We start from the raw sequence: 17,364 nt of genomic DNA, 5'->3' as shown, positions 1-17,364 counted from the left end.
AGGGGCGACGGCCCCACCAACGGCCAGTGGCCCGGCCCCCTCACGGGGGACCGGGCCACTGCCTCGTGCTGGCCCCGCCGGAGCGGGGCCCGTGCTCAGTTGTCCTGGAGGTAGGACAGCAGCCGCAGGATCTCCAGGTACAGCCAGACGACGGTCACGAGCAGACCGAAGGCGATGAACCAGGCGAACTTCGCCGGGGCGCCGCGGCGGATCGCCTCGTCAGCCGTGTCGAAGTCCAGCAGCAGCGTGAACGCCGCGACACCGATCACGACGACGCTGAACAGGATGGCGAGCGGGCCGCCGTCGCGCAGGCCCAGTCCGCCGGGGGTGAAGAAACCGGCGATCAGGTTGACCAGCACCAGCGCCAGCACACCGAACATCGCACCGACGATCCAGCGGGTCAGCTTCGGGGTGACCCGGATGGCGCCGGTCTTGTAGACGACGAGCATGCCGGCGAAGACACCGAAGGTGCCGATCAGCGCCTGGACGACGATGCCCGGGTAGATCGTGTTGAACGCCTCGCTGATGGCACCGAGCGCGACACCGTAGAGCGCGCCGTAGGCCAGCGTGGCGGCCGGGTTGGCGATCTGCTTGAACGAGATCACCAGGCCGAGGACGAACGCGACCAGGACGGCCGGCAGCGCCAGACCCCACGCGGCCTGCCCGGGCATCGCCCAGACGGCGGCGGCGGCCAGGACGGTCACCAGGAAGGACAGACCCGTCTTCTGGACGACGTCGTCCATCGTCATGTAGCGGGTCGTCGTCGGCGCGTACGGCGAACGGGCGTACGGCGCCGGGGCGGCGTACGGGTCCTGCGTCGGGGCGCCGTACTGCGGCGCACCGTACTGCGGCGCGCCGTACTGGGGGGCACCCCACTGGGCGGACTGCTGGCCGTTGCCGGCGCCCGCGTTCGCGAAGCCCCGTCCGAAGACCGGGTTGTGGCTGGGCATCGTCATCTCCTCGAGGTGACCTGGCGGTTCGTGGGCCCAACGGTGCTGCACCCACTCGAGCAGGTCAACGCCTGGAGGGCGCGTTGCGTTCCTGATCCCCGGCAGGGCACCCGGACGGGGCGAACCGGGGCTGTCCGTCGGCTGCGCCAGCACCGGGACCCGGGACCCGGGACCCGGGACCCGGGACCGCAAGGGTGCCCGACCGGCACCGCAGGGTGGGCGGATCCCACCCCCAGGGGTGCTCGTGGGGCGCGTCGGCGGCCCCGACGCTGGTCGCAGCGGATCGAACGACCGCCCGGACCCGAGGAGAACCCGATGAGCCTCCACCGCACCCCCTCCGCCCCCCGCACCACGACGGACGACGCGACGACCACCCGCACCGCCCGGCGGCGTCGTCGCCCCCGCCTGCTGGCCCGCGCGGCGGCGGCCGCTGCCGTCACCGCCGGGCTCCTGGGCGCGGCCACCCCGGCCAGTGCGGACGTGCTCACGCCCCACGGCACCCAGGTCCACTCCCTGGCCATCTGCGACCCGATCCTCCACGACGTCCGGGTGCAGGCGTCCCCGGTCCCGGGCGCCATCGGCCGGATCCACGTCCGGGACCTCACGACCGGGCGGGAACTGGCCAGCGACCTGCTGCTCGACCCCCTGGTCGTGGGCGACCAGACCTCCGGCTTCGCCACCTACCAGGCCGCCTTCCCGGCGGGGCGGTACGCGGTCTACGTCGAGTACATCTGGCAGGACGCCTCCGGCGGCTGGCTGGTCGTCGGCGAGTGGCTCAGCGAGTACTGGACCGAAGGCGCCTTCGGCAACTCGCAGGACACCGCGTGCTCCCTGTGACCCCACCTGCCGGCCGGAGGACACCGGCGTCCTCCGGCCGGACCGCGTGCCCTTGTCCTGCCGCACGGCTCACCGCACGATGTGCCGGTGCACGAGGGGCCCAGGGCCTGCCCACTGCTGCGGTACACCGACGCCGACGGCCGCACGCGGGAACTGCTCCTGACCGGCGAGGCGCGGCGGCTGACGGTGGGCCGGGCGCCCGAGAACGACCTCGCCCTGCCGTGGGACGCCGAGGTGTCCCGCCTGCACGCCACGGTGGAGCAGATCGCCGGGCGCTGGACGATCACCGACGACGGCCTCTCGCGGAACGGCACCTACGTCAACGGCGAACGGCTGACCGGGCGGTGCACGTTGCGGGCCGGGGACGGCATCCGGGTCGGCGGTTCCCTGCTGCAGTACCGGGAATACGAGCCGCGTCGTGACGAGTCGACGCGGGCGGCCGCCGTCCTGCCCACCCCGGCCTCGCTGTCGGAGACCCAGCGCCGGGTGCTGCTGGCGCTGTGCCGGCCGTTCAAGCACGGCAGCGCCTACGCCGTGCCGGCGACCAACCAGCAGATCGCCGCGGAGCTGTTCCTCAGCGCGGACGCCGTGAAGACCCACCTGCGGACGTTGTTCGCCAAGTTCGGCGTCGAGGACCTCCCCCACAACCAGAAGCGGCTGCGGCTGGTCCAGCGGGCACTGCAGAGCGGAGTCGTCCGGGATCGCGACCTCTGAGCGCGGGCCTCACCGCCCGTCGCCGGTGTGCCGGATGGTCCAGGACAGCCCCCAGGCGGCCAGGGCCAGGAACACCGCCGACTGTGCGGCCAGCAGGCCCATGTCCAGCCCCCACTGACCGGCGGTCGGCCGGAACAGGCGGTCCGGCTGCGGCCCGTCGAGTGGCTGCAGGCCCACCGTCGCCGCCATCGCCGCGTAGCCGGCCCGGGCGGGCAGCACCAGCGAGAACTGCTCCAGGCCGGTCCGCCCGGCCAGCGGGAACAGCCCCCCGCAGAACACCAGCTGCCCCATGACCAGCGCCACCAGCGCCGGCATCGTCTGGTCGGCCGACCGCGCGAACGCCGACACCGCCAGCGAGGCGATCGTCATGGTGACGCCCACCGCGGCGACCGCGGCGGCCACCTCCAGCCGCGGCCACGGCAGGAGGAGCCCGTCGTCCGGGCCGGGCAGGCCCAGCAGCGCGAGCAGGCAGAACGCGACCGACTGGAGGGTCACGCAGCCGCCCACGACCAGCACCTTGGCCGTCAGGTAGACCGTCGGGGACAGCCCCACGGCGTGCTCGCGGCGGTAGATGGGCCGCTCCCCCACCAGCTCCCGCACCGCCAGGGCCGAGCCCATCAGGGCGGCACCGACGACCAGCACGATGATCCGCTGCTGTGCCTCCGCCGGGTCCCCACCGGCCGCCGACATCGACAGGCCGCCCTCCCCCGGGAAGGCGTGCGCCATGACCGCGAGGACGACGGGCATGCCCACGAGCAAGGCAAGGAACAACCGGTCCGCGGCCACGACCGCCAGGTTGCGGCGGACCAGGGTGGCCAGCTGCCGCAGCGGTGCCGGCCGCGGCGGCACCGGTGCGGTGCCGGCGGGGCACGGCGTCACGCCCTCGCTGGTCGGCTCGACGTAGCGGTGCTTGAGCGTCGACTCGGCGAACCGCTCCACCCAGCCGGGATCCTCGAGGGCGGCGAAGACCGACGGGTGGTCCCGGACGCCGAAGAACGGCAGCAGCCGGTCGGGGGGCCCGAAGAACGCCACCCGGCCGCCGGGCGCGAGCAACAGGACCCGGTCGCACCGGTCGAGGGCCAGCACGCTGTGCGTGACGACCAGCACGACCCGGCCGGCGTCGGCCAGGGCGCGCAGGCCGTCCATCACTTGCCGGTCCAGACCGGGGTCCAGGCCGGAGGTCGGCTCGTCGAGGAAGAGCATCTGCGGCGCGGTCAGCAACTCGAGGGCGATCGACGTCCGCTTGCGCTGCCCGCCGGACAGCGAGTCGATCCGCTGGTCGACCTGCGCGGTGAGCCGGACCTCCTCGAGCACCTCCCCGACCCGCTGCGCCCGCTCGTCGGCGGTGGTGTCGGGCGGCAGTCGCAGGCGGGCGGCGAAGTCGAGGGCCCGCCGCACGGTGAGCTGGCGGTGCAGGATGTCCTCCTGCGGCACCAGCCCGATCAGGAACCGCAGCTGCTCGTACTCGTCGTAGAGGTCTCGGCCGTCCCACGTCACCCGGCCGGCACCGGCGGGACGCAGCCCCGTCAGCGCCCCCAGCAGGGTGGACTTCCCCGCTCCCGACGGCCCGATGACCGCCACCAGCTCCCCCGCCCGCACCGTGAGGCTCAGGTCGTCCATCAGGCGGGTGCCGCGCGGGGTCGTGACGGTCAGGTGCCGGGCGTCGAGGGCCGGACGCCGCGATGCCGGCAGGGTGACGGTGCGCCCGTCCCAGCCGAACGTGCTCCCGCCGGCGCCGATCCGGTCCCCCGGCCGCACCGGCTCGGCCCCGTGGATCCGGCGGCCGTTGAGGTAGGTGCCGTTGAAGCTGCCGAGGTCCCGGAGGACGGCGGTGGTGCCGTCCTCCGGGACGTCCACGGCCGCGTGCCGCCGGGACAGGACGGGGTCGTCCGCGACGACGACGTCGCAACCGGGGTCGCGACCGATGACCAGGACCCGCCGACCGGCGCCGTCGTCCGCACGGCCGGGCGCGCCGGGCGGCACGCAACGCAGCCGCAGCTCGGTGCCGTCCGCGCCGCCGACCCGGACGCTCACCTCGCGCCCGGGGCCGACCCGCGCCCGCTGCTGCGGAACGCCGTCGACCCACGTGCCGTTGCGGCTGCCGAGGTCGCGCAGCGCCCAGCCGTCGGCGTCGTAGCGCAGGGCCAGGTGCATGCCGCTGACCCGCTCGTCGGTCACGTGGACGTCGCATCGCGGGTCCCGGCCGACGACCACCGGCTGCGACCGGGGGAACGTCCACACCCCGCCCGCGCCCGCGACCTCCAGGACGTCCTGCGTCGGTCGGTGGGGGGTCCGCGTCATGCCTGCCTCCGGGTCAGCCGGTGCTGCGCAGCGATCGGAGCACCCGGTCGAAGGTCGCCGACTGCGCGGCGAACTCCGACGGCGGCGCGAAGAAGACCAGCAACTGCTGGGGCGTGGAGTCGACCACCAGCACGCGCACCTGCAGCGCTGCGTCCTCGGTGAGCCCGAACTGGCCGGTCATGAGCTGCCCGCCGAGGTCGCCGGCCTCCGTCGTCCCGCGCGGGGTCAGCGTGGCCTGCTGCCCCGGCAGCAGGGCGCGGGCGGACTCCAGCACCACCGCCGCCGACCCACCGCCCAGCCGGGGGCGGTGGTAGACGGCCAGCCCGACGACCGACCCCGGGTCGTCCGCGGCACCGGCCGCGGCGGCCTCCATCGCGGCGGGGTCGTCGGCGAACAGCCCGGACAGGTCCGCCGGCGAGAGGACCGTGACGGTGCTGTCCCCGGCGCCGTCGGTGCGGGCGACCCAGTCCCCGGGGACGTCGAGGGAGTAGGGCACGCCGGGGTCGGTGAACGTCGTCCACGCCCGCTCGCCGCGCAGCAGGACGACGGCCACGGCGGCCACGGCGAGCACCAGCGCCGCGGCCACCGTCAGGAGCACCGACCGCCTCGGCCACCGGGACCCGTCGCGGTCCTCCGGCGGCAGCGGCGGACGGGACCGCTCCCGCACCGGCCGCTCCTCCGGGGCGGCCTCCAGGAGGGCCATGAGCTCACCGCAGGTGGCCGGCCGGTCGTCCCGGTCCTTCGCCAGCCCGGCCGCCAGCGCACGGTCGACCGAGGCCGGGAGGTCCGGCCGCTCCGCGCTGGGCGGCGGGGGCTCGGTCGACATGTGCGCCCACAGCACCGCGGCCTCGTCCTCGTGGTCGAACGGCGGGTGACCGACCAGCACGGCGTAGGCGACGCAGGCGAGGGCGTACACGTCGGCGCGCGCGTCCACCTGCTCTCCCCGGATCTGCTCCGGGGGGACGTAGTCCAGCGTGCCGAGGAAGTGGCCGGTGGCGGTGAGCCCGGACTCCGACGCGGAGCGCTTGGTGAGCCCGAAGTCGGTTAGGTAGACGTGCCGGTGGCCTCCGGGCGGCGCCTCGGCCAGCAGGATGTTGGCCGGCTTCACGTCGCGGTGGACCAGGCCTGCCTCATGGGCGGCGTCGAGGGCCGCCGCCGTCTGGCCGAGCACGTCCAGCGCCTCGTCCAGCGGGAGGGGGCCACGCCGGTCCAGCTCGGTGCGCAGGTCGACCCCGCGGACGAACCGCATCGCCAGGTACAGCCGGCCCCCGGCGTCCCCGGCCTCGTAGATCGGGATGATGTTGGGGTGGTCGACGGCGGCGGCCAGCCGTGACTCCCGGACGAACCGGCTGCGGAAGTTGCTGTTGACGGTGAGCTCGGGCGCCAGCAGCTTGAGCGCCACCGGCCGGTCGAGCCGGGTGTCGCGGGCCCGGTAGACCACGCCCATCCCGCCCCGGCCGACGATCGACTCGATCAGGTAGCTCCCGAAGTGCCCGCCGGGTTCCAGCAGGGACTCCGGCAGAGCCATCTCATCCGACCCGGGCACCGCACGCACCGCAGAACCGGGCTCCGGCGCGCAGTCCCTTCCCGCAGTCGGAGCAGAAGCCCGGTGCGTCCACGACCGCCGGCGCGGCCGCCCGGGCCCTGGCGGCGCCCGCGCCCGCGGCCGCCTGCGGTGGTTCACTGCCGGCGCGGGCCGGCGGCGGCACGGCCACCGGCGCGATCCGTGGCGGCGTGGCGCGCGGCACCGCGGTCGTGGCGTCCGCGGCTGGTGACCGGCTCCCCCCGTCGGACCCCGCGCCCCGCCCGCTGCGCGGAGTGGCGGCCGCCGTGGTGGGCGCCACCTGACCGTCGGCCGTCGTGGCGGGCATCGCGGCCGCCGTGGCGGGCAGCGCCGGTTCGTCCCGGCCGGTGCGGGCCGGTCGCCCGGCCCCGCCTCCGCGACGCCGCGCGGCGGGTCGCCGGGTCCGGCCGCGGCGGACCAGGAGGGCGGCGAGGACGGCGGCGACCACCAGCGCGCCCAGGAGGACCAGCCACCCGGTGGTGCCGGCGAGCAGCCCCTCGTCGTCGCCGCTGGCGTCGGTGCCGCCCTCCCCGGGTGCCTGCGCCCGGGCGGTCTGCAGGTGCTGGGCGGCCAGGGCGGAGTCGTAGTAGGTCAGTGACTCCTCGAACGCGCTGGTCGCCGCACCACCGGACGCCCCGCCGGCGAGGTGGTCGACCCCGCGGCGGAACACGGCGTCGAAGGCCGACGCGCTCGGTGGTGCCGCGGCGGCGTCCAGAGCGGTCCGGACGGCGGCGGCCGGGACGAGGGTCGGCGTCCCGTCGTCCGCGGTCGTGGCCAGGCCGACCAGCCGGCCGGTGTCCGGGTCGGTGACCGGGCCGCCGCCCATCCCGGCCGCGAGCGCCGCGGCGAGGTCGCCCTCCGCGGTCAGCCGGTCGGTGCCCTCCTCGGCCCGCACCGGCATGGTGGCGGCCGACTGGTCCGGCGCCGGCGGCTGGTCGAACCCGGCGAGCAGGGCGTCGGCCGGTGCGCTCTCGTCGTCGGCGGCGAGCTCCGCGGTCGGCGTCCCGCCACCGCCGCTGATGCGCAGGACGGCGACGCCGCCCGGCCCGTCGGGCTGACCGATCAGGTCGGCCTGGGCGCGGGTCGGGGTGCCGGTGTGCGGGATGACGGTGTACTCGGTGACGGTGAACTGGACGCAGTGCTCGACGCGGTCGTAGCAGTGCTGCAGGTGGGCGTTCCAGAACTGGTCGGTGGCGGTCGCGCGCCGCGCCGTGTCCCCGTCGTTGCCGACGAGCGTGAGGCCCAGCTGGTCGGTGAACAGCTGGTTGGCCGCCGACACGGACACCACGTCCGGATCGACCTCCACGGTGCGACCGGCGGTCACGATGACGCCGTCCGCGGAGGTGAAGACGCCGGTCCCGGTACCCAGCGGGACGGTGTAGCGGCCGCGTACCAGGTCGACCTCGCCGGTCGAGTGGTTGATGTGCACGATCTCCGCGATCACCGACGTCTCGATGCGGACGAGGGCGGCCTTGGTCCCCTCGACGCCGCTGACGAGCCCGGCGCCGCCGTCGTCCGCGGCGGTGGCCGGGGAGGTCGCCAGCACGGTCGCGGCGAGTGCCGCCGCGAGGGTCGCTGCCCGGCGCATCTCAGGGCCTCCCCCGACCACGGAGGACGTCGGAGGGGCGCGATCGGGCCATGACCTGGCCTCGCTCTCGGCTCGACATCGGCCCCGATGAGCTCAGGGCAGCGCGAACGTGGACCCGGTGTCCGGCAGGCGTCAACCGCCGTCCGGACGCCACCGGCGACGGGCCCGCGTTCCGGAACTCGCGCGGCGCACGTCGTCACGCTGTGCCCCCGGTCGGGTTCGAACCGACACTCGGACCCTTTTAAGGGGCCTGCCTCTGCCGATTGGGCTACGGGGGCCCGCAGCGCACGGTAGCCCGACCGGCACCGACCTCAGGACGCCTGGGCCGGGCGGGACTGCGCGCGGTCGGCCGCCGACGGCGGCGGCAGCGAGCCGGCCCGTCCGGTGCTGGCGGCGGCGACGAACTCCCGCCGCGGGTCCTGCAGCTGACCGAGGGAGATGACCTCGCGGCGGAACACCGCGGCGAGGGTCCAGTCGGCCACCACACGGGCCTTCCGGTTGAAGGTGGGCACCCGGCTCACGTGGTAGGTGCGGTGCATGAACCAGGCCGGCCAGCCCTTGAGCTTCACCCCGTAGACCTGGGCCACGCCCTTGTGCAGGCCGAGGCTGGCCACCGAGCCGGCGTAGGAGTGCCGGTAGGGTTGCGGCTGCTGGCCGTTCAGGACGGCGACGATGTTGTCGGCCAGCCGCTTGGCCTGCCGGACGGCGTGCTGGGCGTTGGGCGCCGTCGTCGCGTCCGGGGCCTCCTTGGTGAGGTCCGGGACGGCGGCGAGGTCGCCGGCCGACCAGGCCTCGGGCATCCCGTGCACCTGCAGGGTCGGCTCGCAGACGACCCGGCCGCGGCCGTCCAGCGGCAGGTCGGTCTCGGCCAGCATCGGGTTGGGCTTGGTGCCCGCCGTCCACACGAGGGTGTCGCTGTCGAACTCGTCGCCGTCGCTGAGCCGGACGTGGCAGTCGGTCACCGACTCCAGGCGGGTGTTGAGCCGGACGTCCATGCCGCGGGCGGTCAGCTGCTTGACCGTCCACGCGGCCATGTCCAGGTCGACCTCGGGCAGGATCCGCCCCATCGCCTCGACCAGCACCCACCGCATGTCCGCCGGCGACAGCCGCGGGTAGTAGTGCTCGACGGCGTAACGGGCCATGTCCTCCAGCTCGGCGAACGCCTCCACACCCGCGTACCCGCCGCCCACGAAGGTGAAGGTCAGTGCCCGGCGGCGGACCTCGGGGTCGTCGGTGGAGCTGGCCGCGTCCAGCCGGGCGAGCACGTGGTTGCGCAGGTAGATGGCCTCGCCGACGTTCTTGAAGCCGATGCCGTGCTCGGCCAGCCCCGGGATGGGCAGGGTGCGCGCCACCGACCCGGCCGCCATGACGAGCACGTCGTAGCAGAGCTCGAACGGATCGCCCTCCAGCGGCGCGACCCGGGCCCGCCGCTCGGCGTGGCTGAGCCCGGTGACCGCGCCGGTGATCACCCGGCAGCGCGGCAGCGTGCGCCGCAGGGGCACCACGACGTGCCGCGGCTCCACCGAGCCGGCCGCCGCCTCGGGGAGGAACGGCTGGTAGGTCATGTGCGGCTGCGGATCGACCACGACGATCTCCGCCCTCCCGCGGGAGAGCTTCTTCTGCAGCCGCAGGGCGGTGTAGAGGCCGACGTAACCGCCACCCACGACCAGGACGACCGGACGCTGCGCCATGGAGGGAGCCTAGGGCCGCGGCACCTCTCCCGGCAGGGCCTCGGCGAGCTCGGTGGCCCGGGTGAGCACCGCATCGAGCATCGGCTCGGTGAGCTTGCCGGTGAAGGTGTTCTGCTGGCTGACGTGGTAGCTGCCCAGCAGGGTGAGCGGGCCGCGCGGCCCCTCGAGGGTCACCTCGACCCCGTGCCCGAACGCCGGCCGGGGCCGCGGCAGCCGGTAGCCGGCCTCGGCCAGCACCGGCCACAGCGCCGTCCAGCCGAACCCGCCGAGCACGACGACGACCCGCAGCTCCGGCAGCAGCGCCAGCTCCCGCGCCAGCCACGGTGAGCAGGTGTCGCGCTCCTCCGGCGTCGGCGCGTTCGCCGGCGGCGCGCAGCGCACGGCCGCGGCCACCCGGACGCCGGTCAGCTCGAGCCCGTCGCCGACGTGCGTGGACGTCGGCTGGCTGGCCAGCCCCGCCCGCCACAGGGCGGCGAAGATCCAGTCCCCGCTGCGGTCGCCGGTGAACACCCGGCCGGTGCGGTTGCCGCCGTGCGCGGCCGGCGCCAGCCCGACGACGGCGATCCGGGCGTCCGCCGGGCCGAGCCCCGGCACCGGACGGCCCCAGTAGTCCTCGTCGCGGAACGACGCCCGCTTCACCCGGGCGACCTCCTCCCGCCAGGCCACCAGACGGGGGCAGGCCCGGCAGCCGGAGACCCGGGCGTCGAGGACGGCGAGGTCGCGGGTGCTGCGCGCCGAACGGGCGACGCCGGCGGGGGTTCGGGTCACCGGGAAGCCGGCCGGGTCGGTCGCCACCCCGTCAGGGAACCACCCGCGCCCTGCGTGCCGACGCCGACCCCGGCATGATCACCGTCGTGGCCAGGAAGAAGAAGCAGAAGGCCCCGCTCAGCTGGAAGCTGCTGTCGGCGGGTTTCGCGGTGCCGGCGGGGATCGCCGTCCGGAAGCTCACCGACGCCGCCTGGTTCGGCGTGCGCGGGACGACACCGCCCAAGAACCCCGCGGCGCCGGGGGTCAGCTGGCCCGAGGCGCTGGCCTGGGCCGGCGTCTCCGGGCTCGCCGTCGCCGCCGGGCGCCTCGCGGCCGCCCGCGGCGCCGCGGCCAGCTACGAGAAGCTGACCGGCAAGCTGCCCCCGGGGATCAACCAGGGCACCACCTGAGCCCGGTTCAGCCGCGGGCCACCTGCAGGGCGATGCCGTCGAGGATGTCGTGCTCGCTGACCACGACGTCGTCGAGGGCGAAGGCGTCCATGATCACCCGCAGGATGAGTGAGCCGGCGCCGATGACGTCGACCCGGCCGGGGTGCATGACCGCCTCCCGGGCCCGCCGCTCCCGGGTGGCGGTGAGCAGGCCGGCGGTCACCGAGCGGACGCCGGCCACCGGGATCCGCGAGCCGTGGATGGCCACCGGGTCGTAGGCGGGCAGGCGCAGCGCCAGCGCCGCGACCGTCGTCACCGAGCCGGCCAGCCCGACCAGCGTGGCCGCCTCGTGCACCGGCACCGTGGCGACGACGTCGGCCAGTGCGGCGCGGATGTCGGCCTCCGCGCGCTGGATCTCGTCCGCGGTGGGCGGGTCACCGTGCAGGTGCCGCTCGGTGAGCCGGACGCAGCCGACGTCGACCGAGCGGGCCGCGCGCACCCCGCCGGCGTCGCCGAGCACGAACTCGGTCGACCCGCCGCCGATGTCGACCACCAGGTACGGCGGGTGCGGCGCGGGCTGGCCGTGCGCGGCGACCGCGGCGTCCAGCGAGGCGGTGGCCCCCAGGAACGACAGCCGCGCCTCCTCGTCCCCGGCGACGACGTCGGGCAGCTGGCCGAGGGTGGCGATGACCATCGCCTCGAAGTCCTCGCGGTTGGCGGCGTCCCGGCTGGCGCTGGTCGCCACCATCCGCACCGCCGTGGCGCCCAGCTCGCGCGCCTCGGCCGCGTACTCGGCCAGCACGACGCGGGTGCGCTCGATCGCCTCGGGCGCCAGCCGGCCGGTGGCGTCGACGCCCTGGCCGAGGCGGACCACCTCCATCCGGCGCAGCAGGTCGGTGTGCGGCCCCTCCGGGGGGACGTCGGCGACCAGCAGGCGGATGGAGTTGGTGCCGCAGTCGATCGCGGCGACCCGGGTCACCGCGACTCCTCGCCCGTGGCTCGACTCCTGGCTCGTTCCGCTCCTCGGTCGCTGGCGCTCCCTGCGATGCTCGCTCGGCCGTCGTCCTCGCGATCCTGCGCGCAGGGCCCGTTCGCCCACCACTCCCCCATCTCGGCCACCGCGCGGTCGCCGATGGGGTTGACGCCCGGCCCGGCGGCCAGCGCGTGGCCGGCCAGCGCGTGCAGGCACTTGACGCGGTCGGGCATGCCGCCGGCGGTGTTGCGGGTGGGCAGCACGCCCAGGGCGTCGCGCTCGGCGAGGTAGGCCTCGTGGGCGGCGCGGTACCGCGCGGCGAGCTCCGGGTCGGTGGCCAGCTCGTCCTGCCACTCCCGCATCCGGCCGGCCGACTCCAGCCGGCTGGCGGCGGCGTTGGCCCGCGGGCAGGTCAGGTAGTACAGCGTCGGGAACGGGGTGCCGTCCTCCAGCCGCGGGGAGGTCTCCACGACGTCGGGCTGCCCGCACGGGCAGCGGTGGGCCACGGCGTGCACCGCACGCGGCGGCCGGCCCAGCTGGCGGGCGACGACCTCCCGCTCCGCCGGGGTGACCGGTTCCTTCACTCGCTCGACTCCTCGTCGCCGTCGGCCTCCGCGACCGACTGCAGCAGCGCGTCGTACCAGGGCCGTTCGCCGTCGTCCGGCTCGGGCACGGTGCCGGCGTCCCCCTCGACCGCGTCGCCGTCCACCACGACGACGAGGCGGTCGCCAGGGAGCACGTAGGTCAGCCGCTCCCGTGCCTCGCGCGCGATGAAGGCCGGGTCGGCCTGGCGCTCGAGCTGGTCCTGCAGGTCCTCGATGCGCTGGTCGAGCTCGACGCCCTCGCCGGCCAGCCGGGTCAGCTCCGCCCGCCCGGCGAGGTACTGGCGGACCGGCCCGGCGAGGGTGAGGGCCAGCAGCAGCACCAGCCCGCCGAGCACCACCGCCCGGCCGGTGAACAGCGGCCGCCGGGGCGTGCCCGGCGCCGCCGCGGTCCGCGGGGTGCGGCGACCCGGTCGCCGCGCCTCCGGCCGGCTGCCCGCGCCGGAGCGGGAGCCGGCCGGGACCGGTCGGGAGGCGGCATGGGTGATCGGCCGCCCGGTCGAGCGGCGCCCGGCGGGCGCGGGCCCGCCCCGGCGGGCGCGCGCGGCGCTCATCGGCGGGCGGACCTCATCGGGCGGTCAGCCGCGGGAACGCCGCCGCACCCGCGTACCGGGCCGCGTCGTCGAGCTCCTCCTCGATGCGCAGCAGCTGGTTGTACTTGGCCACCCGCTCGCTGCGCGCCGGGGCGCCGGTCTTGATCTGCCCGCAGTCGGTGGCGACGGCGAGGTCGGCGATCGTGGTGTCCTCGGTCTCGCCGGAGCGGTGGCTCATCATGCAGCGGTAGCCGCTGCGGTGGGCCAGGTTGACCGCGTCGAGGGTCTCGGTGAGCGTGCCGATCTGGTTGACCTTCACCAGCAGCGCGTTGCCCGCCTTGCGGGCGATGCCGTCGGCCAGCCGCGCCGGGTTGGTGACGAACAGGTCGTCGCCGACCAGCTGCACGCGGTCGCCGAGCGCGGCGGTCAGCGCGATCCAGCCGTCCCAGTCCTCCTCGGACAGCGGGTCCTCGATCGAGACGATCGGGTAGGCGTCGACCAGCTCGCGGTAGTAGTCGGTGAGGTACTCCGCCGAGCGGGTCTGCCCCTCGAAGTCGTAGCCGCCGTCGGCGTGGAACTCGGTGGCGGCCACGTCCAGCGCCAGGGCGACGTCGGTTCCCAGGCTGTAGCCGGCCTTCTCGACCGCCTCGGCGATGAGGTCCAGCGCGTCGCGGTTGCTGGGCAGGTCGGGGGCGAAGCCGCCCTCGTCACCCAGGCCGGTGGACAGCCCGCGACCCTTCAGCACCGACTTCAGGGCGTGGTAGGTCTCGGTGCCCACGGCCAGCGCCTCGGCGAAGGTCGCCGCGCCGATGGGGGCGATCATGAACTCCTGCACGTCGACGTTGCTGTCGGCGTGGGCGCCACCGTTGAGGATGTTCATCATCGGCACCGGCAGCAGGTGCGACGACGGCCCGCCGACGTAGCGGAACAGCGGCAGCCCGGCGGACTCCGCGGCGGCCTTGGCCACCGCCAGGCTCACCCCGAGCAGCGCGTTGGCGCCGAGGCGGGACTTGTCCGGCGTCCCGTCGAGGTCGAGCAGCCGCTGGTCCACCAGCCGCTGCTCACTGGCGTCGTAGCCGACCAGCTCCGGGCCGATGACGTCGAGGACGCCGTCGACGGCCTTGGTCACGCCCTTGCCGCCGTAGCGCTCACCGCCGTCGCGCAGCTCCACCGCCTCGAACGCGCCGGTGGAGGCGCCGCTGGGCACCGCGGCCCGCGTGATCGTCCCGTCGTCGAGGGCGACCTCGACCTCCACGGTGGGGTTTCCGCGCGAGTCGAGGATCTCCCGCGCGCCTACGGCGTCGATGCTGGGCACGGGGGCAGCCTAGCCAGCCACCCCGGGAGCGCTCACCCGCCGCGCGTGGACGCCCCCGCCGCCCTGCCCCGGCGCCACGGCCCGCTGACGCTGTGTCGCCGCACCGATGAGTACCGGCGTCGGGCATCGTCTCTCCTCCGACACCGTTCCGGCGGCGCAGAGCCGACGACCAACTGAGGAGAAGACATTGGGCGCGATCAAGGTCCACGAGTTCACCACCGTCGACGGGGTGGTCGACGCCCCCATGTGGACGATGGACTACGGCTTCCCCGAGGACCTCGCCGCCTCGATCGGTGCCCTCACCGGCACGGCCTCGGGCATCCTGCTGGGCCGCACCACCTTCGAGATGTTCGCGCCGGCCTGGTCGACCCGGACCGTGGAGGAGGACGAGGGCGCGCCCTTCTTCAACGACACGCAGAAGTACGTCGTCTCGTCCACGCTGTCCGACGCCGAGTCGGTGTGGCGCAACTCCACGGTGGTCGGGGGCTACGACGCCGAGCGCCTGCGCACGCTCAAGGGCGAGGTGGACGGCGACCTCTACGTGAGCGGCAGCGCCACGCTGGTGCGGGCCCTGCTGGCCGACGGGCTGGTCGACGAGCTGCACCTGTACGTGTACCCGCTGGCCGTCGGCACCGGCATCCGGCTGTTCCCCGATGGCGCCCCGCGGACGCCGCTGTCCCTGCGCGGCGCCGAGGGCCTGAGCAACGGGGTGGCGCACCTGACCTACGGGCCGGCCGCCGGCTGACCGGGTCCGACCGGGGCGGGCCAGCGCCCGTCCCGGTCGGGCGGGTCAGCCCCCGTCCCGGTCGGCTCCCCGGAAGAGCCAGCCGATGAACCAGGCCACCAGGCCGGCGAGCACGAGGTGGACCAGCACCCGGACCGGGTCGAACGGCCCGTCGACGAACTCACCCACGACGATCCCGCCGACCAGCCAGACGAAGACCGCGACGGCGATCCACGTGCGGTGCCGGGACACGCCCGCTCCCGGCCGGCCGGAGGTGACCACCCCTGGATGATCCCGCCGGACGCGCCGTCCCGCCGGTCGAAACCGGCACTCATCCCCGGGTGCGTTCCTCCGCCGCCGCGTCCAGCTCGCCCGCGTACCGGCGCACCGCCTCGCGCAGCGCGTCCTCGACGTCCCACCCGCGCTGGGCAGCGCCGCTCACCACGGCCAGCAGCCGCTCCCCCAGCTCCTCCGGGCTGCGGGCGGACAGCTCGGCCGGCTCGGGGACGGGCAGCCCCGCCCGGCCGGCCCGGCGCACGAGCGCCGCGCCCCACGCCGCGGCCGGCTGGGAGCGGGAGACGCCCTCGGTCGGTGACCGGCGCTGCTTCTCCGCCTTCTTGATCTCCTCCCAGCCGGCCTCGACCTGCGCTGTGTCCGGGCGAGGCCCCGCGCTCCCGACGTCCCCGAACACGTGCGGGTGCCGGCGGACCAGCTTGTCGACCAGGTCGCCGGCAACCTCGTCCACGGTGAACCGGCGGTCGGCCCCGGCCTCGGCGGCCACCCGGGCGTGGAACACCACCTGCAGCAGCACGTCGCCGAGCTCCTCGCGCATCGCCGCGGCGTCGTCGTCCACGATCGCGTCGTAGGCCTCGTGCGCCTCCTCCAGCAGGTAACCGCGCAGCGAGGCGTGGGTCTGCTCGGCGTCCCACGGGCAGCCGCCGGGTGAGCGCAGCCGGTCCATCACGGTGACGACGTCGAGCAGCCGGGTGCCGGGCGGCTCGGGCGCTCCCTCGACCACCTCGGCGGCGCCGACGTCCTCCCCCGCCACGAGGGCGACGACGTCGTCGGGGCGGGCCGCCGCGGCGGCGGCGTCGGGCAGGTCCTCGACTGCCCAGCCGGCCGCGCGCAGCGCGGCGGCGGCAGCCGCGGCACCCGGCAGCGCCACGACGGCGCGCTCGCCGGTCACCGCCCGCCAGCCGGCGGGACCGAGCAGTCCGGGGAGGGAGGGGCTGACGGTGACAGCGAGCGCGACGGGCACCCGGTCAGTCTCCGGGAGCCGCCGGACCGGTGGCCGGGCCGGTGCCGCCCGCGGCGTCGAGGACGTCGACGACGCCGTCGTCGGCCGGGACGATCTGGCCGTCCTCGATCGTCCCGTAGCGCGGGTTGACGGTGATGTCGAGGTCGTCGCGGACGTCGACGACCAGCTGCTGCGCGGCGTCGTCGACCTCGGAGGCGGCGGCGTCCTCCAGGTCGCCCCGCGCCTCCTCGAAGCTCGGCGCCACCGGCTGCCCGACGAACACGACGAGCACGCCGCCCACCTCGGGGACGGCGACGGTGAACGCACTGTTCGGGGCGGCCGCGGTGACCTGGTCGGCGATCGCGGTCGGCACCTGGTCGGCCGCGCGCGGCGTCACCTGCGGGAGGGTGGTGTTCGACGGGTACTGGGCGGCGAGGGCCGGGTAGGCGGAGGGGTCGGCCTGCAGCGTGGCGACGGCGGCGTCGGCGGCGGCCTGGTCGGGCACGGTCACGTAGCCGAGCGAGACCTGCGAGAGGGAGGGCAGCGCCTCCTCGTAGTCGGCGCGCAGCTGCTCCTCGGTCAGCCCCGCGTCGAGCCCTTCTTCCACCGCGATGCGCTGGCGCACCAGCTGCTGCCGGACGGTCTCGAAGATGTCGGTCCGCCCCACGCCCTGGGCGGCGGCCTGGCTGTAGAGCGCCTCGGGGTCCTGGTCGCCGATCAGCTCGTCGAGCAACGTCTGGACCTCGGCGTCGGACGGCGTGACCCCGTACGCCTCGGCGGCCTGCGCGTAGACCTCGGCCTGGACCATCCGGGTGAGCACGAGCCGGGTGAACTCGTCCTCGCGGCCCTCGGTGGCCGCGGCGAGCGCCGGGTCGGCCAGCCGCTCGTCCACCGCCGTCTGCAGCTGCGCCACGGTGACCCGCTCGTCGCCGACGTAGGCCGCGACGTTGGGCGACGTGCGGCAGCCGGCCACCCCGGCCAGGGCGACGACACCGAGGGCCAGCGATGCGGTCAGGCGACGGCTCTGCACGCGGCCGAGGGTGCCACACCGCCTGTGACGCACGACGCAGGCGGAGTCGGTCGAGTGCGGTTCCGCACTCGACCGACTCCGCTCGCTGCGATGCTCCCGCGGCTGTCAGGCGGCGACGACACAGCCGCCTTCCACGCCCCGGTCCGCTCCTCGCTCGCTGGCGCTCGCT

17 protein-coding genes and 1 tRNA gene are annotated in these 17,364 nt (G+C 75.6%); 4 read left to right on the top strand and 14 right to left on the bottom strand.

Going from position 1 to position 17,364, the window contains the following annotated elements; genetic code table 11:
* Positions 1-95 precede the first annotated feature (95 nt).
* Entirely contained in the window at positions 96-950 is an 855-nt protein-coding gene (locus ACI78Q_RS02160; RefSeq protein ID WP_456921669.1) for a Bax inhibitor-1/YccA family membrane protein, read from the bottom strand.
* Between the two features lie 315 nt (positions 951-1,265).
* Here ACI78Q_RS02160 and ACI78Q_RS02155 point away from each other — a divergent pair, with 315 nt between their 5' ends.
* Positions 1,266-1,787 (top strand): hypothetical protein, encoded by a 522-nt coding sequence (locus ACI78Q_RS02155; protein WP_456921668.1) that lies wholly within the window; start codon positions 1,266-1,268, stop codon positions 1,785-1,787.
* An 87-nt stretch (positions 1,788-1,874) separates the two neighbouring features.
* Entirely contained in the window at positions 1,875-2,501 is a 627-nt protein-coding gene (locus ACI78Q_RS02150; protein WP_456921667.1) for an FHA domain-containing protein, read from the top strand.
* 9 nt (positions 2,502-2,510) lie between these two features.
* Here the strand turns inward: ACI78Q_RS02150 and ACI78Q_RS02145 are convergent, their stop codons facing one another.
* From ACI78Q_RS02145 to ACI78Q_RS02120, 6 genes are all read right to left on the bottom strand, one after another.
* The gene (locus ACI78Q_RS02145) at positions 2,511-4,802 is read right to left on the bottom strand and encodes an FHA domain-containing protein (protein ID WP_456921666.1); all 2,292 of its coding nucleotides are present in this window, start codon (positions 4,800-4,802) and stop codon (positions 2,511-2,513) included.
* A 13-nt stretch (positions 4,803-4,815) separates the two neighbouring features.
* Positions 4,816-6,330, bottom strand: coding sequence for a serine/threonine-protein kinase (locus ACI78Q_RS02140; RefSeq protein ID WP_456921665.1), 1,515 nt, complete (start codon positions 6,328-6,330; stop codon positions 4,816-4,818).
* A 1-nt stretch (position 6,331) separates the two neighbouring features.
* Positions 6,332-7,954 carry a zinc ribbon domain-containing protein gene (locus tag ACI78Q_RS02135; protein ID WP_456921664.1) on the bottom strand — a complete coding sequence of 541 codons (1,623 nt, stop codon included), beginning with the start codon at positions 7,952-7,954 and terminating at the stop codon, positions 6,332-6,334.
* A gap of 204 nt (positions 7,955-8,158) precedes the next feature.
* Positions 8,159-8,232 (bottom strand) — tRNA-Leu (locus tag ACI78Q_RS02130).
* 33 nt (positions 8,233-8,265) lie between these two features.
* A complete protein-coding gene (locus ACI78Q_RS02125) occupies positions 8,266-9,645 on the bottom strand; it encodes an NAD(P)/FAD-dependent oxidoreductase (RefSeq protein ID WP_456921663.1) in 1,380 nt (459 codons plus the stop codon).
* 9 nt (positions 9,646-9,654) lie between these two features.
* The gene (locus ACI78Q_RS02120) at positions 9,655-10,440 is read right to left on the bottom strand and encodes a uracil-DNA glycosylase (protein WP_456921662.1); all 786 of its coding nucleotides are present in this window, start codon (positions 10,438-10,440) and stop codon (positions 9,655-9,657) included.
* Between the two features lie 59 nt (positions 10,441-10,499).
* On the opposite strand from ACI78Q_RS02120, the gene ACI78Q_RS02115 reads away from it, so the two are divergent.
* Entirely contained in the window at positions 10,500-10,802 is a 303-nt protein-coding gene (locus ACI78Q_RS02115) for a DUF4235 domain-containing protein (RefSeq protein ID WP_456921661.1), read from the top strand.
* A 7-nt stretch (positions 10,803-10,809) separates the two neighbouring features.
* Here ACI78Q_RS02115 and ACI78Q_RS02110 read toward each other — a convergent pair whose 3' ends face one another.
* Genes ACI78Q_RS02110 through eno form a run of 4 tightly spaced genes read right to left on the bottom strand, consistent with a single transcriptional unit; the run spans position 10,810 to position 14,204 of the window.
* Positions 10,810-11,760 (bottom strand): Ppx/GppA phosphatase family protein, encoded by a 951-nt coding sequence (locus tag ACI78Q_RS02110; RefSeq protein WP_456921660.1) that lies wholly within the window; start codon positions 11,758-11,760, stop codon positions 10,810-10,812.
* Positions 11,757-12,338 carry a DUF501 domain-containing protein gene (locus ACI78Q_RS02105; RefSeq protein WP_456921659.1) on the bottom strand — a complete coding sequence of 194 codons (582 nt, stop codon included), beginning with the start codon at positions 12,336-12,338 and terminating at the stop codon, positions 11,757-11,759. The genes ACI78Q_RS02110 and ACI78Q_RS02105 overlap by 4 nt, the downstream gene beginning before the upstream one ends.
* Entirely contained in the window at positions 12,335-12,910 is a 576-nt protein-coding gene (locus tag ACI78Q_RS02100; protein WP_456921658.1) for a septum formation initiator family protein, read from the bottom strand. Before ACI78Q_RS02100 ends, ACI78Q_RS02105 begins: the two co-directional genes overlap by 4 nt.
* A gap of 13 nt (positions 12,911-12,923) precedes the next feature.
* Positions 12,924-14,204, bottom strand: a complete 1,281-nt coding sequence (eno, locus tag ACI78Q_RS02095) for a phosphopyruvate hydratase (protein WP_456921657.1) — start codon at positions 14,202-14,204, stop codon at positions 12,924-12,926.
* 187 nt (positions 14,205-14,391) lie between these two features.
* Between eno and ACI78Q_RS02090 the strand changes: the two genes are divergently transcribed.
* Entirely contained in the window at positions 14,392-14,949 is a 558-nt protein-coding gene (locus ACI78Q_RS02090) for a dihydrofolate reductase family protein (protein WP_456921656.1), read from the top strand.
* Positions 14,950-14,994: 45 nt separating this feature from the next.
* On the opposite strand, the gene ACI78Q_RS02085 is transcribed toward ACI78Q_RS02090, so the two are convergent.
* The 3 genes from ACI78Q_RS02085 to ACI78Q_RS02075 form a co-directional block, all read right to left on the bottom strand.
* A complete protein-coding gene (locus ACI78Q_RS02085) occupies positions 14,995-15,180 on the bottom strand; it encodes a hypothetical protein (RefSeq protein WP_456921655.1) in 186 nt (61 codons plus the stop codon).
* A 79-nt stretch (positions 15,181-15,259) separates the two neighbouring features.
* Positions 15,260-16,186: a MazG family protein gene (locus ACI78Q_RS02080; protein WP_456921654.1), complete on the bottom strand. Its 927-nt coding sequence runs from the start codon at positions 16,184-16,186 to the stop codon at positions 15,260-15,262.
* A 4-nt stretch (positions 16,187-16,190) separates the two neighbouring features.
* Positions 16,191-17,195, bottom strand: coding sequence for a SurA N-terminal domain-containing protein (locus ACI78Q_RS02075; RefSeq protein WP_456921653.1), 1,005 nt, complete (start codon positions 17,193-17,195; stop codon positions 16,191-16,193).
* Positions 17,196-17,364 lie beyond the last annotated feature (169 nt).

It is taken from the genome of Geodermatophilus sp. SYSU D00705, from assembly GCF_054050135.1.
The sequence above is the reverse complement of the archived record's forward strand: the minus strand, read 5'-3'. Positions and strand labels throughout refer to the sequence as shown.

Excerpts from the sequence above, each read along its gene's own strand:
- ACI78Q_RS02160 (WP_456921669.1), bottom strand. The coding sequence starts at position 950 with ATGCCCAGCCACAACCCGGTCTTCGGACGGGGCTTCGCGAACGCGGGC.
- ACI78Q_RS02155 (WP_456921668.1), top strand. The coding sequence starts at position 1,266 with ATGAGCCTCCACCGCACCCCCTCCGCCCCCCGCACCACGACGGACGAC.
- ACI78Q_RS02145 (WP_456921666.1), bottom strand. The coding sequence starts at position 4,802 with ATGACGCGGACCCCCCACCGACCGACGCAGGACGTCCTGGAGGTCGCG.
- ACI78Q_RS02140 (WP_456921665.1), bottom strand. The coding sequence starts at position 6,330 with ATGGCTCTGCCGGAGTCCCTGCTGGAACCCGGCGGGCACTTCGGGAGC.
- ACI78Q_RS02135 (WP_456921664.1), bottom strand. The coding sequence starts at position 7,954 with ATGCGCCGGGCAGCGACCCTCGCGGCGGCACTCGCCGCGACCGTGCTG.
- ACI78Q_RS02125 (WP_456921663.1), bottom strand. The coding sequence starts at position 9,645 with ATGGCGCAGCGTCCGGTCGTCCTGGTCGTGGGTGGCGGTTACGTCGGC.
- ACI78Q_RS02100 (WP_456921658.1), bottom strand. The coding sequence starts at position 12,910 with ATGAGCGCCGCGCGCGCCCGCCGGGGCGGGCCCGCGCCCGCCGGGCGC.